Genomic DNA, 15,463 nt, shown 5'->3' with positions numbered 1-15,463 from the left:
GCCTGCGCTTTTTTACATCCGGCTTAGAAACTTAGAAGCCGGCAGCAATACCGTTACTACGCGGATCAAAACCACCAGCAAAGATACCGTCTGCATCACGCACGATGGCGGCAGCATGACCGACCATTTCGTCAAACTCACCAATCACATCGACTTCATGGCCTAGCGCTCGCAAGCCGTCGATGATCTCTGGTGCAAAACGACTTTCCAGTTTGAGCGAATCCGAACTCTGGCCCCAGGTGCGACCCAGCAACCAGCGCGGTGCGGTAATCGCCTGTTGCACCTGTTGACCAAACACGGCATAGCGTGTGAATACTGCGGCCTGTGTTTGCGGCTGACCGTCGCCGCCCATCGTGCCGTACACCATGGTGCGGCCATCCTTGAAACGCGCGAGCGCAGGATTGAGCGTATGGAAAGGTTTCTTGCCTGGCACCAGCACATTCAAATGCTGTGGGTCCAGCGAGAACGAGCAACCGCGGTTTTGCCAGTTGATACCTGTACGCGGCAAGACCACGCCACTGCCGAATTCGTGATAAATACTTTGGATGAAGGAAACCGCGCGCCCTTCACCGTCGATCACGCCCATCCAGATTGTGTCGCCCGGTCCTTTGCCCTGGCCCCAAGGCAAAGCTTTATCGACACGGATCTTGGCGACATAAGGTGCGAGGAATTCATCGGTCAATATGCTTTGCGGATCGATCTCCATATAAGCCGGATCGATGACGTAACGATCGCGGATTGCGAAAGCCTGCTTGGTCGCTTCCACTACCAGGTGGATGTACTCCAGACTGTCTTCCTTGTACTGGCCGATATTCAAGCGATCCAGAATGCCGATGATCGCGAGCGAAATCACGCCTTGCGTAGGCGGCGCAGTGTTGTAGACATCGCCGAGGCTATGCTTCAGATGCATAGGCACACCGGTACGTGCGTGATAGTTGTTCAAATCCTGCAAGGTAATCGGGCAACCGACTTCAGCCAAATCTGCAGCAATTTCTTTCGCCAATTCACCACGATAAAAACTATCCAGGCCCTGCTCTGCCAGCGTACGCAAAGTCTTGCCCATGCGTTTTTGCACAAAGCGGCTACCAGCTTCAGGCGCCTTGCCATCCACCAGGAAGGTATCTGCAAAGCCCGGCTGATTAACCAATTCTTTGAGTTTGGCCGAAGTGCTCGCGTATTGTGAAGGCGTTACCGGAATACCGTTTTCCGCATAATGAATCGCATCGCCCAGCAAACGGTTCAATGCCAATTTACCGCCCCAACCGGCGCTGATGTTCAGGGCTTCCTGCCAGCCACCGACGGTACCAGCCATCGTGTTAGCCGCGACTGGGCCGCGCATCGGAATCGTGTCCAACTTGCGCTCTTTATAGTAATCAAGCGAGACGCCTGCGCCGACCACGCCGCAAGCTTCAATCGCAACGACCGGTTTGCCCGGTTCCGACACCACCCAGAAACCGTCACCACCAATGCCGTTCATATGGGGATAAACAACAGCAATCGTCGACGCGGCGGCGACCATTGCCTCAATGGCGTTGCCGCCATCCTGCAGAACCGACAAAGCTGCCTGTGCAGCCAATGAATGCGGCGCAACGGCCATGCCACGTGTTGCGTTGGTAGTATTCAGCATAAAACCCTTTTGGATCGATAAATAAAAACAGTACTGCCCGGCGAACTCCGGGCAATCCCTAAACGTTTTTCCGAAGCCGGCTCAACACCGACTCCGGAAAACCGGTATTACTTGAAAGCAGGCGCAGCAGCGCTACTCATTTCCATTTCCTTCTTGGTATCAGCAAGGAATTTACGACGCATAGGCTTGAGAATAACCAGAGCCAGAATAGCCGTCATGAAATCCATGCCAATCACCGTCATGAACACCGGAGTCCACGAACCTGTTGCTTCGTGCATCATCGCTGCCAGCGGACCACCCAAGACGGAACCTACACCCTGCGCCATGTACAAGAAACCATAGTTTGTCGTTGCATGCTTGGTACCGAAGGTATCCGTCAGGATCGATGGGAACAGCGAGAAAATTTCGCCCCAACCGAAGAACACCACGCCAGACAACAAGACGAACAACACTGGGTTATCAGTCGTCATCAACCACAAGGTCATCGCAACACCTTCCATACCGAAAGCGATGAACATGGTGTTTTCACGACCGATACGATCCGACACCCAACCGAAGAACGGACGTGTCAAACCATTCGCAAAGCGATCGATCGTCAATGCCAGCGGCAAAGCCGCCATACCAAAGACCATCGCATCGTGCACACCGAAGTCTTTAGCGAATGCACCCATTTGCGAAATAACCATCAAGCCCGAAGTAGACATCATCGTCATCATGATGAACATCAACCAGAACACTGGCTTCTTCAGCATCTCGCTCGATTTGTAGCCATGCTTCGATTCCAGATTCGGGCTCGTCGATGTGTGTTGTACAGCCAGCGTAGCCACTTCATCTACTCGCGGACGACGCATACCTTGCGCAGCCAGGAAGCCAACCACACCAATAATCAAACCAAAAGTCATCAAGGTACTTGAGACACCAGCCGATTTGATACTGCTGGAAATGGCAAACGTTGTCAGAATCGCGCCGAAGCCATAACCCGCTGCAACCATACCAACAGCAAAGCCGCGCTTGTCCGGGAACCACTGCACCATCAGACCAACGACACCGACGTAAATAATGCCGGTACCGACACCACCCAATAAACCATAACTAAAGTACAGGCCCCATACGCTGGTCGCGGTCGATGCCAAGACCCAGCTCAGTGCCGTCAAGATCGCGCCGGCAGACAGCAACATACGCGGGCCAAACTTATCGATCAAGAAACCCTGGAATGGCGACAGAAACGTTTGCGCCACGATCAGAATCGCAAAGGTGACCTGCACTTCCGTCAGCGATACGCCCAGCGACGCTGTTAATTCAGTTGTAAACAAAGCCCATACATATTGCGGGCTGGAGATAGCCATCATGGCGACGACGCCAAAGAAGAGCTGCCACCATCTGGTGCTGCTCGACAAACTCGAGCTGGTTGTACTGATGCGATTCATAAATGTCTCCGATGTAGTTATGGAACCTCTTTGCGCCCTTCAAATAAGCATGTCTATTACTGACATGTCAGATTTAAGCGTAAGTTAAGCCCCATAAAAACATTTGTCAAGGGTTGAAGAATATCGATCGAACGGGCTTGAAACAAACCTGCAGTTTTTACTGATCACACTACGTTAAGCAAACTTGGTGCCAGTAACCGAAAATAAGGAAGGAGAAGCAGAGAGCGACAAGTAACATGTCACTTTTAACGGATTTGAAAACCAGAGCAGTAGATGCCCTTCACGCCCGATTTTGGACGCAACGTAGTGTGAGCGCATCTTTTTTGTGCGCTATCGCCATATTTCAGAACAATCCCGCACATAAATAGCGCGTTTAGCATGTAATTAGCCATACGCATCTATTCCTGATGTTGGCCATGGGTGCATTCAAGCCGACATGATTAAAAACTCTGATGCGGCATGAGGCAAGTTTTCAGCACTCGCCACATGCCTGCACAGATCAAGCCTTAAGCGTTTTTCTCGTTACCTATCCAGCGATAAATTAAGGCTCCCAGCAAAGCGCCGATGATAGGCGCAACCCAGAAGAGCCAGAGCTGACCAGTCGCCCAACCACCAACGTACACCGCCACGCCCGTACTACGCGCAGGATTCACAGAGGTGTTCGTAACCGGGATGGAAATGAGATGTATCAAAGTCAGCGCCAAGCCAATTGGAATCGGCGCAAAACCGGCTGGTGCTCGCTTGTCCGTTGCGCCAAGAATGACCAAGAGGAAAAACATCGTCATCACGACTTCACAGACCAAGGCAGCCTGTAGCGAATAAGCACCTGGCGAATGCTCGCCATAACCGTTGGAGGCGAATCCCTTGGCAACGTCAAAACCTGCGGTGCCGCTGGCAATGATGTACAGCACACCACCGGCAACGATACCGCCCAACACTTGCGCCACGATGTAAGGCAAGAGTTTATTCGCAGGGAAGCGACCACCAGCCCACAGACCGATAGAAACTGCCGGATTGAGATGGCAGCCGGAGATGTGGCCTATGGCAAACGCCATCGTCAATACTGTCAAGCCAAACGCAGCCGCAACGCCGAGGAAACCGATACCAAGAGTGGGAAAACCCGCAGCCAGAACTGCACTGCCGCATCCGCCGAGCACAAGCCAGAAAGTCCCGAAGAACTCCGCACCGTATTGTTTCATGACAACTCCCTGAAAGAGATGGAAAGAGACGGTGCGCACCTAGCTGCGACACAGTCAGATAAATGATTTATTTGCGAAAAATTTAATCATGTTTCCACTTCGTCGTTTGCAAGCAATTGTGATTTTTAACTTATAGCGCTATTGCAGATACGAGACCTACACACGGCTATGCACGCGACTTACCCAAATGCAAATAGTGCATTGGGTAATCGAATCAGGATGGCATGCTTTGTTAAAAAAGCAAGAAAATAAAGAAGTGCTAAAGATGCCTTAGATTAACTTTCGCCCAGATAGGCTTCCCTGACTTTAGGATCGTTCAGCATTTGCTGTGCATCGCCTTGCATGGTGACTAAACCGGACTCCATCACATAAGCACGATGTGCTGCCTGTAATGCCAGCTTCGCATTCTGCTCGACTAACAGGATGGTGATACCTTGCGCCGATACCGTTCGGATGACTTCAAAAATCTTCTCAACCATGATCGGTGACAAGCCCATCGATGGCTCATCCAGCAGCAAAAGATTCGGATGACTCATCAAGGCGCGCGCCATTGCCAGCATCTGCTGCTCACCGCCAGACAAGGTGCCTGCCATTTGCGCTGCACGTTCTTTCAAGCGTGGGAAGATATCAAACCACTTCTCGATATCCGCCGCGATACCAGCCTTGTCGTCACGTGTGAACGCACCCATCAACATGTTTTCCTGAATCGACATGCGCGTGAATACGCCACGACCTTCGGGCACCATCGCTAAATGTTTACGCACCAGTTCGAATGAACGCAAGCCCTTGATAGGTTGAGCCAGATATTCGATATGCCCTTCCACTCGGCAATCCGGCAAGGTGCCGGTAATCGCCTTCAGCGTCGTGGTTTTACCTGCGCCGTTCGCACCAATCAAGGTAATCAGTTCGCCCTTGTTGACTTCAAGATCGACGCCCTTGACCGCTTGAATGCCACCATATGCGACTTTCAAGCCAGTAATTTTCAATACGTTATCGGCCATTAATGTCCGCCTCCTAGATAGGCTTCAATCACGGCTGGATTCTTTTGCACATCAGCAGGAATGCCCTCAGCTATCGGTTTGCCGTAATCCAGCACTGTGATGCGATCACATAAACCCATCACCAGTTTCACATCATGTTCGATCAACAAAATGGTTTTACCTTCCGCCTTGATCTTGACCAGCAATTCACGCAAACCTAGTTTTTCCGTCGCGTTCATACCGGCTGCCGGTTCATCCAGTGCAAGCAACTGCGGATCAGTTGCCAGCGCACGTGCAATTTCCAATCGACGTTGATCGCCATACGATAAGTGACGCGCAGTGCGATCCGCAAACTGTGCAATGCCGACAAAGTCGAGCAGCTCCATGGAACGTTCGCGTATTTCGGCCTCTTCCCGTCGCGCCGCCTTGTGATGAAACACAGCACCAAACAAACCTTGATGCGTGCGCACATGACGCCCGATCATGACGTTTTCCAGTGCGGTCATTTCGCCGAATAAACGAATATTTTGAAACGTGCGCGCAATGCCCGCCTTCGCCACCATATGCGGTGCAGAAGGCGAATAAGGTTTGCCGGCCAACTCGAAACTTCCTTTGTCAGCCTGATACAAACCGGTGATCACATTGAAGAAGGTCGTTTTACCTGCGCCATTCGGCCCGATCAAACCGTAGATCTGGCCCTTCATGATTTTGACGTTGACGTCGGACAAAGCCTGCAAGCCGCCAAAGCGCTTGCTGACATCGGCAATATTGAGAATGATTTGTTCGCTCATGGCATCCTCTTATACAGCGACGACATCAGTCGATTTCTTGGCGGTATCCGTATCCGCAGTCGGCCTGTCTTCGCTCTTGGGCGCAGGCCACAAACCAGCAGGACGATTCAGCATGATCAACACCATCGCCAGACCATAGAGCAACTGACGCAAGACTTCCGCATCAATCAGGACTTCGCCGAACAGACTCTGCTGCAAAGGCTCCACCACGTGACGCAAGACTTCCGGCAGCGCGGCGAGAATAATACCGCCCAGTACCACACCAGGAATATGCCCCATGCCACCCAGTACCACCATCGCCAGCACGGCAATTGATTCCGTCAGCGAAAAAGATTCCGGCGATACAAAACCCTGGAAGGAAGCAAACATCGCACCGGCCACACCACCGAACGATGCACCCATTGCAAATGCCAGTAACTTGACGTTGCGCGTATTAATGCCCATTGCCTTGGCAGCAATTTCATCTTCACGTATCGCGACAAAGGCGCGGCCCAAGCGCGAATTCTGCAAACGCACCGAGATGAAAATAATCGCGATACACAGAAACAAGAATAAGAAGTAATAGGCATTCACCGATGGCATCGCGTAGTCACCGATCATGACAGTTGCACGCGATCCTGCTTCACCATTCAGCGATACGCCAAAGATGCGTATCGGATCGATCATGTTGATCCCTTGCGGACCATTGGTAATATTGACCGGACCGTTCAGATTGTTCATGAATATCCGGATGATCTCGCCGAAGCCGAGTGTGACGATGGCCAAGTAATCGCCGCGCAATTTGAGCGTAGGCGCACCCAGTACGGCGCCGAAGAAGCCAGCCACTAAAGCTGCCAGCGGCACGATCGCCCACAGCGATAGATGTATGCCGTTTTGCGCAATCTCCGGACCGAAGACCCACAGCAATGCTTCACCTATAGGAGGATATTGATTAACGAATGACTCCAGCACTACCGCGAATTGCGGCGACGCCAGCAAGGCCGTCAGATACGCACCGATTGCATAGAAAGCGATATAACCAAGATCGAGCAAACCGGCAAAACCGACCACCACATTCAAACCCAGCGCCAGCATGATGTAGAGCAGCGCAAAGTCCATGATGCGCACCCACGAATTACCGAAATTCTGCGCAATGAAGGGAAAGATCAGCGCAATCGCCAGTATGACCAGCAAGCCGGTGTAGGCCTTGCGCGGATTGTTTTTGGTATCGAAATAATTGGACATGATTTCCCCTTACGCACGATCAGGCACACGTTCGCCCATGATGCCGGACGGTCGTAGCGTGAGGACGATGATCAAGACGACGAAGGCAAAGATGTCTTGATAATGACTACCAAGGAAACCACCAGTCAGATCGCCGATGTAACCCGCACCCAGACTTTCAATCAAGCCAAGCAAAATGCCGCCCAGCATCGCACCATAGATATTGCCGATGCCGCCCAACACCGCGGCAGAAAATGCTTTCAGTCCAGGTACAAAGCCCATCGCAAACTGCGCCGACGAATAATTGGCCGCCCACATCACGCCCGCAATTGCTGCCAAGATCGCACCAATCACAAACGTCATCACAATCACGCGATTGGAATCAACGCCCATCAAACCGGCCACGCGCGGATTCTCGGACGTGGCACGCATCGCACGACCCATCTTGGTTTTTTCAATCAGCAAAACCAGCAGTCCCATCGCAACGGTCGCAAGTATCAATAGCATCACCTGTGTAGGCGAAATCAATGCACCCATGATGTGCAAAGGATCAGTCGGCATCACTTGCGGGAATGGAATCGGGCTGCGGCCCCAGATCATCATGGCGAAGGTTTGCAACAGGATGGAGACACCAATCGCAGTAATCAGTGGTGCCAGACGCGGTGCATTGCGCAAGCGACGATAGGCGACACGTTCGATCAACACGTTCACGGCAACGCACACAGGAATCGCACCGAGGATCGCGATGATCAACTTGACGATGCCGGGCAAATCGGGCGCGACGGTATTCACCATTTTGAGTATGGTCAAACCTGCCATCGCACCGACCATCAATACATCACCGTGTGCAAAGTTGATCAGGTTCAGTACGCCATACACCATCGTGTAACCAAGTGCGACCAGCGCATACATGCTGCCGAGCACCAAGCCGTTAATGATTTGCTGGATGAAAATATCCATAGTTTGCCAACTCTCTTAGAGGATCGTATCCAGTGATTTTGTTGCCAGGAATCGGAACACTTGCCGACAGCATCATGCACAAGCATGGCAATAATCGTTCCAGATAACAAAAACGGCACCCTGATTAATCTCAAGAGTGCCGCGAGGGGTAATTCTATTTATTCAGCGAGACGAATAGCAATCGCCAGAATCGATGTAATCCAGGATGGAATCATGTTGTTGTCTCCAGTTCGTCTCACAATAAAATCGTTGCAGCCTATCAATATCTGCAAACGATGAGGAAGCTGGCGGCGATTATACCGAATGCACCACAAACGCTATCCAATTTGTCTGCATAAGCTTTGCATCATGCAGACCTCACTGTTAGCGCTTCAAGCCTTTCGGCAACGGGAAGATCACATGCTCTTCCACGCCTTCCAGTGTGCGCACACTCTTCGCACCACATTCCTTGAGTCTATCGATCACGGCTTGCACCAACACTTCCGGCGCAGAAGCACCAGCCGTCACGCCGATACGACGCTTGCCCGCTAACCACTCTGGATTGATTTGTGCAGCGTAGTCGACCATATATGCCGGCACGCCTCTTTTCTCTGCGACTTCGCGCAAGCGGTTGGAATTGGAACTGTTCGGGCTACCAACGACGATCACCAGATCGACTTGCGGCGCCATGAACTTGACGGCTTCCTGACGATTGGTGGTCGCGTAACAGATATCCGCTTTTTTCGGTTCTGAGATATGCGGATACTTGGCTTTCAATGCCGCGATCACGTCGGCCGTATCGTCGATAGACAGTGTGGTTTGCGTCACGTACGACACCATGTCCGGATTCTGCACTTGCAGCTTCTCGACATCGCCAACCGTTTCGACCAGATGCATACCATCTTCGATCTGCCCCATCGTGCCTTCGACTTCCGGGTGGCCATCATGACCGATCATGACGATTTCACGACCATCGCGACGCATCTTCTCTACTTCGATATGTACTTTGGTGACAAGTGGACAAGTTGCATCGAACACGCGCAAGCCACGCTTTTCTGCTTCTGCCTGCACTGCCTTCGATACGCCATGCGCAGAAAACACCACCGTATTGCCGGCCGGCACATCGTCCAGCTCTTCAATGAAGATCGCGCCTTTATTGCGTAGATCAGTCACGACATAGGCGTTATGCACAATCTCGTGGCGCACATAAATCGGCGCACCAAATTCGGTCAAGGCACGCTCAACGATTTCAATCGCGCGATCAACGCCGGCGCAAAAACCACGCGGCTGAGCAAGTAAAATTTCGGTATCCATCTTTATCCTTGGCTGCTCCAGAACTTGCTGATACAAGGTCTGGTTATAAATGTGTTTCTGTATCGGAGCCTTATAGGCTCATTGAACTGGCTGCAATTCACTCGTTACAGTATGCCGATAATCTTCACTTCAAATTTCAGTGACTGACCTGCCAGCGGGTGATTGAAGTCGAACAAGGCAGTTTCGGCATCGATCTCGCGCAAGACACCGGCAAACTGACCACCGCTAGGCGCAGCAAATTTCACCAGATCACCAATCGAATAATCGTCGCCTGGAACAGAGTTTTGATCCAGCACAGAAACCGACAAGCGCTGCAACAGTTCCGGATTGCGCGGACCGAATGCGCGCTCTGGCGGCAATTCAAACGTCTGGTGCACGCCTTCTTCCAAACCGATCAGACAAGCTTCCAGAAACGGTGCCAATTGGCCTTGACCTAATTGCAGCGTGGCTGGGTTATCCGCGAAAGTGCTGACGATATCTTCGCCATCCATCGCTGCGAGACGGTAATGCAACGTCAGGTAGGCGGTTTCAGTAACAACAGGATGTGGTAAATTTGACATTAAAATTCCGGGTTGCACGACAGTCGCTATTTTAAGCCACCTAGCGCATTCCAGCCTTCCGTTAATTAAAACAGCAGCACAAAGCGATCTTCTTTCGATTTTTTTTCTTATATCAAGGGGAAATATGGCGATTACAGACTGGCCGGAAGAGCACCGGCCACGCGAACGTTTGATCAAACACGGCGCAGCAATACTGTCGGATGCAGAGTTACTAGCCGTCTTCCTCCGTGTCGGCGTGACGGGTAAAAGCGCCGTCGATCTGGGGCACGATATGGTGACGCACTTTGGCTCGCTTAACGGTCTGTTTTCAGCCAGCCTCAGCGACTTCTCGGAAATGAATGGCCTCGGCCCTGCCAAATATGCACAACTGCAAGCCGTGCTGGAATTAGCTAAACGCTCACTATCTGAAGAATTGCAAAATGGCGTCGCACTCAGTTCACCACAAGCTGTCAGGCAATATTTGCAACTATTGCTCGGTGGCAGAGCCTATGAATCGTTCGCTGTCCTGTTCCTAGATGTCAAAAATCGCCTAATCACCTGCGAAGAATTATTCAGAGGCACACTGACACACACCTCGGTTTACCCCAGAGAAGTTGTCAAGGCGGCACTCGCACATAACGCCGCCAGCATTATCCTCGCGCACAATCATCCCTCCGGCACGCCAGAACCCAGCCCCGCCGACCAAACGCTCACACAAGCCTTGAAACAAGCACTCGCCCTGGTTGATGTACGCGTACTCGATCACTTTGTCGTCGCCGGCAAGCATGTGCATTCATTTGCAGAGCACGGTCAGCTTTAGACATTCAAGATGTCACGTGCCCCACTAGAAGCAAACCATGGGGCAAACCCGCTGATCGCTCGCGCTCACTCTAGGCAACAGTCCTTATTCAGCATTGTTACATTGTGAATTCAAATTGTTAAATATTACAAATGCACGAAGACACAATTAATTTACGCAAGTCATTGAATAATCGCGATTTTTTGGATATACTCACTTTTTTTCCAATTTCGGAAATTCTTTTAGGAGCACATTTATGGCACGTGTCTGCCAAGTCACTGGGAAAGGGCCGATGGTTGGCAACAACGTTTCCCATGCAAACAACAAAACGAAACGTCGTTTTTTGCCTAACTTGCAAAATCGCCGCATTTTCGTTGAGTCGGAAAATCGCTGGGTTTCCCTGCGCCTGTCCAACGCCGGTCTGCGTGTCATCGACAAGATCGGCATTGATGCCGTGTTAGTCGATATGCGTGCTCGTGGCGAAAAAGTCTAACTAGCAGAATAAAGGAACCATCATGGCGAAATCTGGCCGCGACAAAATCAAGTTGGAATCGACCGCAGGTACGGGTCACTTCTACACGACTACAAAAAACAAGCGTACGACTCCGGAAAAAATGGCGATCATGAAATTTGATCCTAAAGTCCGTAAGCACGTTGAATACAAAGAAACCAAGATCAAGTAATCGATCTTTTGTTTCGCAGAAAAGCCGCTTCCTTGAAGCGGCTTTTTTTATCTGTACACAACGCAACAAGATAAATACAGCTCAACCCGTCACTCATCCGCATGATAAAGTTTTCGCTGATCAGGCATATCAACCATAACAGCTTGATAAAAATGCATAACGATCACAACAAGTCAGTAAGTAAAACTTTTTCCAAACGGGTGAAAAGATGAAACTGCACAAAACGATGTTTATCGCTGCTCTGCTTTGTGCAACCATGATCGCTCATGCACAAGCCGTCACCCGGCAGGAAATCAGCATACCGATGAGCGTCAAAGGTTTTTTTGGCGAATCGCACATAAATCTCGCCGGTACAGAATACAAACCGGAAGGCAATGGCCCTTTTCCACTTTTGGTAATCAACCACGGCACACCACGCGACCGTGCCGATTTCAACAAAATAAAAGACAGCTACGCACGACAGGCTGAACTATTCGCCGCTCATGGTTTTGTCGTTATTAATCCCTTGCGTCGCGGCTATGGCAAGTCCGATGGTCCCTGGGCCGAGAACTACTACAACTGCAGCAATCCCGATTATATTTCCGCAGGATTGGAAAGCGCCAAGGACATCAATGCAACCCTGAACTATGCGCGCAGCCTGCCTTATGTAGACGCTACGCATATCGTTCTAATCGGTAAATCCGCCGGCGGTTTCGGCGTGCTCGCCTTGTCGAGCCAGAATCCGTCTGGTGTGATCGGTACCATCAACTTTGCCGGTGGTCGCGGTTCACGCGGTCCCGACGATGTCTGCAGCGAAGACAAGCTGGTCGCTGCCTTCAGCCATTATGCAAGCAGCACACATGTGCCTATGCTATGGATGTATTCGGAGAACGATCATTTCTTCGGCCCGAATCTGGCAAAGAAATTGGCCGCAGCCTATCGCGAAAAACAGGTAGATGTGCGCTTCGAGATGGTGCCGCCCTATGGCGGTGACGGTCACGGATTTTTCGAAGGTAGACAGACCGATAAAATCTGGGTGCCGCTGATGGATGAGTTCTTTAAAAAGATAGGCCTTGCTCAACATCTGCAATAACACGCGCCATCGATACACCAACAACAACCAACATCAAATGTCTTTACGGGAAAAGCACACCGCGTAATCGCAATCATGCGATCTGCATCGAAGCACCACGACGATATGAATTCAAATAAATTTTCACCTGAAGAAATCGCCTCGGTCTATAAAGCGATACGTGAACGGCGCGATATGCGCCATTTTCTCTCGACACCACTTGAAGACGGCCAGCTGGAACGCTTCATTCGTGCTGCACACATGGCCCCAAGCGTAGGCCTGATGCAACCTTGGCGATTCATACGCATCACGGATAACGCATTACGCATCGCCATACAACAACATGTTGAAGAAGAACGCATAGCAACTGCCGACGCACTTGAGCAACGCTCGAACGAATTCATGCGGCTGAAAGTGGAAGGCATACTCTCCTGTGCGGAAGTGCTGGTTGTCGGCTTAATCGACCACAGAGAAAAGTATATTTTTGGCCGACGCACCATGCCGGAAATGGACTTAGCTTCTGCCAGCTGCGCGATACAGAATATGTGGCTGGCAGCCAGAGCCGAAGGTGTCGGTCTGGGCTGGGTCTCTTTATTCAATCCCGAAACATTACGCGAACTATGTCACATGCCGAGTGGCAGCCAACCTATCGCCATTTTGTGCCTGGGTCATGTCAACGAATTCTATCCGGCACCTATGCTGGAAATCGAAGCCTGGGATAAGAGGAAGGCAATCAGCGATATCTGTTTTGAAAATTCATGGAACACGCAATCGCCACACCTGGGCTAATCGATCTCGCATCGACATACGTGGCGTAATTCTCACCATCAATTGATCGGCCATATCAAAACTGGCGACTCATCCATCTTGCAAAATTGCCAGCGCATTTCATTGTGTTAATTAAAAACAAAGATTGCGAATTGCGAATAAAACTTTTCCCATCAACGCAATTTGACGTTGTACAATCTGCCCGTTTTTATAATTGCGGAGAGCCTTGTGGGCACTTGTTCGAGTGATAGTAGTTGGCCGGTTCAGGAAACCGGCAAAATCTCGGCGAGATAACGCGCAGGCTCCCTGTCGCTATCTCGCTGTATGCGAGAGGCGACGTTCCCATACGTTCCTATTCTGGAAACGTCTTACTTCTCTTTAGACTATGACTGATCTGCCATCCTTGTAAGGATCGCTAGATCATGAACAACGCATGCCGTTTGGCATGCTGGCCAAACTGTACGTACCGTGTCCAAACGGTGCGTCAGTTAGGCTGTGCTTACGCAAAGACTCCGCCTCTTTAACCACTGAGGAGGATCACCATGCGTATGACTCGTTTTCAACATCCCGGCCGTTTTGGCGCGGCCTATCCGCCACTGAGCGTAGTACTGAGCTTGCTCTTGTGGTCGCTTGCGACTTCTGCGCATGCGGCACGACCCATGATTACTGACGATGCACGCATCGTTGATGACAAGTCATGCCAGCTTGAAAGCTGGGTCAAGATGAACCGCGGTAGTACCGAATATTGGGCCATGCCTGCCTGCAACTTTAGCGGCAATCTTGAAGTAACCATGGGTGGTAGCCGTACGCACGATGATGCCGCAGGCACTTTCACCTCGGATCAGATATTGCAGGGCAAGACTCTGCTTAAACCATTGGAAACAAATGGTTGGGGCGCAGCACTCACCGTAGGAATTGATCGCCATCCGCAATCGGGTAGCGGGCGTGATCTGTATGCCAACGTGCCGCTCAGCTTTTCCTTCAATGACGACAAGTTTGTACTGCACACAAACACCGGCTGGCTGCGTGAACAGGAAAACAAACGCGATCGTCTTACCTGGGGCGTGGGTTCCGAAACGCAATTGACTGAACGTACCTGGCTGATCGCCGAAACCTTTGGTCAAAACCAGGGCAAGCCTTCTTACCAAATGGGATTGCGTCACTGGATCGTGCCCAACCGCATCCAGATCGATACCACATACGGCAACCAGTTCGGCAGCAATACCAGCCAACGATGGTTTTCCATCGGCTTGCGCTTGCTATCCCTGCCCTTCTTGCCGTGATGCACAAGTCTGACCACAAAACGAAATAACACCATGCCCGACCCCGAATATTTATCGCCTGCGTAATCGCCCTTTTGACAGGGTGATCGGCGCAGACCGTACTGGAGAACAATATGGAAGCAATCCACAACGTCAATCTGATTTCCCTGCTCGACACACTGTTGAGCCTCACTACAGCCTTCGTACTGGGTGGACTCATAGGCTTTGAACGGCAGTACCGGCAACGCACAGCCGGCTTGCGTACCAATGTTTTGGTGGCGATAGGTGCAGCCATGTTTGTCGATATGGCCAATCGGCTTGGCGGGCATGACGGAGCAGTCCATGTAGTGGCTTACGTTGTCTCTGGCATCGGTTTTTTAGGTGCCGGCGTCATCATGCGAGAAGAAGGCAATGTACGCGGCATCAATACCGCTGCGACGCTATGGGGATCAGCTGCAGTAGGTGCGGCTGCCGGTGCCGATCTGATTCTTGAAGCTATATTGGGCACTATCTTCGTATTGGCCGCGAACACCTTGCTGCGTCCTATCGTCAATGCGATCAATCGCAAACCACTCGATGTCTCATCGGCTGAAGTGACCAATACGGTCTATGTCATCGCGAGTCGTGAGCGGCAAAAGGAAGTGCTGGTCATGCTGGAAGCAGAGCTGGAGCGTGGTAACTATCCAACGCGTGATCTGGAGATTCATGCCTTTGGTGAAGACGATGTAGAGATCGAAGCAACACTGGCAGCCACGTCGGTAGATGGCGATGAGCTAGATGCATTGGTGCAAAGACTCTCTGCCTCGTTGATGGTCAGTCAGGCGTTTTGGAGCCCTAGTACTACTGAGTGATAACTCATTACATTTTGAGATGCATGACTC

16 protein-coding genes are annotated in these 15,463 nt (G+C 51.2%); 7 read left to right on the top strand and 9 right to left on the bottom strand.

Features of this window, described 5'->3' with window-relative positions; translation table 11 throughout:
* Nucleotides 1-31: 31 nt before the first annotated feature.
* The 9 genes from AC07N2_RS09375 to AC07N2_RS09335 all read right to left on the bottom strand — a co-directional run bounded on the left by AC07N2_RS09375 (nt 32) and on the right by AC07N2_RS09335 (nt 10,040).
* Entirely contained in the window at nt 32-1,627 is a 1,596-nt protein-coding gene (locus AC07N2_RS09375; RefSeq protein WP_494777989.1) for a gamma-glutamyltransferase family protein, read from the bottom strand.
* A 107-nt stretch (nt 1,628-1,734) separates the two neighbouring features.
* The gene (gene oxlT / locus AC07N2_RS09370) at nt 1,735-3,054 is read right to left on the bottom strand and encodes an oxalate/formate MFS antiporter (RefSeq protein WP_494777988.1); all 1,320 of its coding nucleotides are present in this window, start codon (nt 3,052-3,054) and stop codon (nt 1,735-1,737) included.
* Between the two features lie 506 nt (nt 3,055-3,560).
* Entirely contained in the window at nt 3,561-4,253 is a 693-nt protein-coding gene (aqpZ, locus tag AC07N2_RS09365) for an aquaporin Z (RefSeq protein WP_494777987.1), read from the bottom strand.
* A gap of 275 nt (nt 4,254-4,528) precedes the next feature.
* Entirely contained in the window at nt 4,529-5,254 is a 726-nt protein-coding gene (locus AC07N2_RS09360) for an ABC transporter ATP-binding protein (RefSeq protein ID WP_494777986.1), read from the bottom strand.
* Complete coding sequence (locus AC07N2_RS09355; protein ID WP_494777985.1) at nt 5,254-6,024, bottom strand: ABC transporter ATP-binding protein; 771 nt, start codon at nt 6,022-6,024, stop codon at nt 5,254-5,256. Before AC07N2_RS09355 ends, AC07N2_RS09360 begins: the two co-directional genes overlap by 1 nt.
* Nucleotides 6,025-6,033: 9 nt before the next feature.
* Nucleotides 6,034-7,248: an ABC transporter permease subunit gene (locus tag AC07N2_RS09350; protein WP_076593672.1), complete on the bottom strand. Its 1,215-nt coding sequence runs from the start codon at nt 7,246-7,248 to the stop codon at nt 6,034-6,036.
* A gap of 9 nt (nt 7,249-7,257) precedes the next feature.
* Nucleotides 7,258-8,187, bottom strand: coding sequence for a branched-chain amino acid ABC transporter permease (locus tag AC07N2_RS09345; RefSeq protein WP_076593671.1), 930 nt, complete (start codon nt 8,185-8,187; stop codon nt 7,258-7,260).
* A 363-nt stretch (nt 8,188-8,550) separates the two neighbouring features.
* On the bottom strand, nt 8,551-9,480 hold the full coding sequence (gene ispH, locus AC07N2_RS09340; protein WP_494777984.1) for a 4-hydroxy-3-methylbut-2-enyl diphosphate reductase: 930 nt from the start codon (nt 9,478-9,480) through the stop codon (nt 8,551-8,553).
* A 104-nt stretch (nt 9,481-9,584) separates the two neighbouring features.
* Nucleotides 9,585-10,040 carry an FKBP-type peptidyl-prolyl cis-trans isomerase gene (locus AC07N2_RS09335; protein WP_076593668.1) on the bottom strand — a complete coding sequence of 152 codons (456 nt, stop codon included), beginning with the start codon at nt 10,038-10,040 and terminating at the stop codon, nt 9,585-9,587.
* 124 nt (nt 10,041-10,164) lie between these two features.
* Here AC07N2_RS09335 and radC point away from each other — a divergent pair, with 124 nt between their 5' ends.
* The 7 genes from radC to AC07N2_RS09300 all read left to right on the top strand — a co-directional run bounded on the left by radC (nt 10,165) and on the right by AC07N2_RS09300 (nt 15,433).
* A complete protein-coding gene (gene radC / locus AC07N2_RS09330; RefSeq protein ID WP_494777983.1) occupies nt 10,165-10,839 on the top strand; it encodes a RadC family protein in 675 nt (224 codons plus the stop codon).
* A gap of 235 nt (nt 10,840-11,074) precedes the next feature.
* Entirely contained in the window at nt 11,075-11,311 is a 237-nt protein-coding gene (rpmB, locus tag AC07N2_RS09325) for a 50S ribosomal protein L28 (protein WP_011871857.1), read from the top strand.
* Between the two features lie 22 nt (nt 11,312-11,333).
* Nucleotides 11,334-11,501 (top strand): 50S ribosomal protein L33, encoded by a 168-nt coding sequence (gene rpmG, locus AC07N2_RS09320; RefSeq protein ID WP_012080405.1) that lies wholly within the window; start codon nt 11,334-11,336, stop codon nt 11,499-11,501.
* A gap of 208 nt (nt 11,502-11,709) precedes the next feature.
* Nucleotides 11,710-12,573 (top strand): alpha/beta hydrolase family protein, encoded by an 864-nt coding sequence (locus AC07N2_RS09315; RefSeq protein ID WP_494777982.1) that lies wholly within the window; start codon nt 11,710-11,712, stop codon nt 12,571-12,573.
* Between the two features lie 105 nt (nt 12,574-12,678).
* Nucleotides 12,679-13,341, top strand: coding sequence for a 5,6-dimethylbenzimidazole synthase (gene bluB / locus AC07N2_RS09310; protein WP_494777981.1), 663 nt, complete (start codon nt 12,679-12,681; stop codon nt 13,339-13,341).
* A gap of 521 nt (nt 13,342-13,862) precedes the next feature.
* Nucleotides 13,863-14,603, top strand: a complete 741-nt coding sequence (locus AC07N2_RS09305; RefSeq protein WP_494777980.1) for a PA4824 family protein — start codon at nt 13,863-13,865, stop codon at nt 14,601-14,603.
* Nucleotides 14,604-14,716: 113 nt separating this feature from the next.
* Nucleotides 14,717-15,433: an MgtC/SapB family protein gene (locus AC07N2_RS09300; protein ID WP_494777979.1), complete on the top strand. Its 717-nt coding sequence runs from the start codon at nt 14,717-14,719 to the stop codon at nt 15,431-15,433.
* The last annotated feature ends 30 nt before the right edge of the window (nt 15,434-15,463 follow it).

This window comes from Herminiimonas sp. GW821-FHT09C12 (genome assembly GCF_059416385.1).
This window is presented reverse-complemented; position numbering and strand designations above follow the sequence as displayed.

Bases quoted from the DNA above. Each gene is read 5' to 3' on its own strand.
- AC07N2_RS09375 (WP_494777989.1), bottom strand. From the start codon at position 1,627: ATGCTGAATACTACCAACGCAACACGTGGCATGGCCGTTGCGCCGCAT.
- radC (WP_494777983.1), top strand. From the start codon at position 10,165: ATGGCGATTACAGACTGGCCGGAAGAGCACCGGCCACGCGAACGTTTG.
- AC07N2_RS09300 (WP_494777979.1), top strand. From the start codon at position 14,717: ATGGAAGCAATCCACAACGTCAATCTGATTTCCCTGCTCGACACACTG.
- AC07N2_RS09315 (WP_494777982.1), top strand. From the start codon at position 11,710: ATGAAACTGCACAAAACGATGTTTATCGCTGCTCTGCTTTGTGCAACC.
- rpmB (WP_011871857.1), top strand. From the start codon at position 11,075: ATGGCACGTGTCTGCCAAGTCACTGGGAAAGGGCCGATGGTTGGCAAC.
- bluB (WP_494777981.1), top strand. From the start codon at position 12,679: ATGAATTCAAATAAATTTTCACCTGAAGAAATCGCCTCGGTCTATAAA.
- AC07N2_RS09355 (WP_494777985.1), bottom strand. From the start codon at position 6,024: ATGAGCGAACAAATCATTCTCAATATTGCCGATGTCAGCAAGCGCTTT.
- AC07N2_RS09360 (WP_494777986.1), bottom strand. From the start codon at position 5,254: ATGGCCGATAACGTATTGAAAATTACTGGCTTGAAAGTCGCATATGGT.
- AC07N2_RS09305 (WP_494777980.1), top strand. From the start codon at position 13,863: ATGCGTATGACTCGTTTTCAACATCCCGGCCGTTTTGGCGCGGCCTAT.
- ispH (WP_494777984.1), bottom strand. From the start codon at position 9,480: ATGGATACCGAAATTTTACTTGCTCAGCCGCGTGGTTTTTGCGCCGGC.
- oxlT (WP_494777988.1), bottom strand. From the start codon at position 3,054: ATGAATCGCATCAGTACAACCAGCTCGAGTTTGTCGAGCAGCACCAGA.
- aqpZ (WP_494777987.1), bottom strand. From the start codon at position 4,253: ATGAAACAATACGGTGCGGAGTTCTTCGGGACTTTCTGGCTTGTGCTC.
- AC07N2_RS09345 (WP_076593671.1), bottom strand. From the start codon at position 8,187: ATGGATATTTTCATCCAGCAAATCATTAACGGCTTGGTGCTCGGCAGC.
- AC07N2_RS09350 (WP_076593672.1), bottom strand. From the start codon at position 7,248: ATGTCCAATTATTTCGATACCAAAAACAATCCGCGCAAGGCCTACACC.
- AC07N2_RS09335 (WP_076593668.1), bottom strand. From the start codon at position 10,040: ATGTCAAATTTACCACATCCTGTTGTTACTGAAACCGCCTACCTGACG.
- rpmG (WP_012080405.1), top strand. From the start codon at position 11,334: ATGGCGAAATCTGGCCGCGACAAAATCAAGTTGGAATCGACCGCAGGT.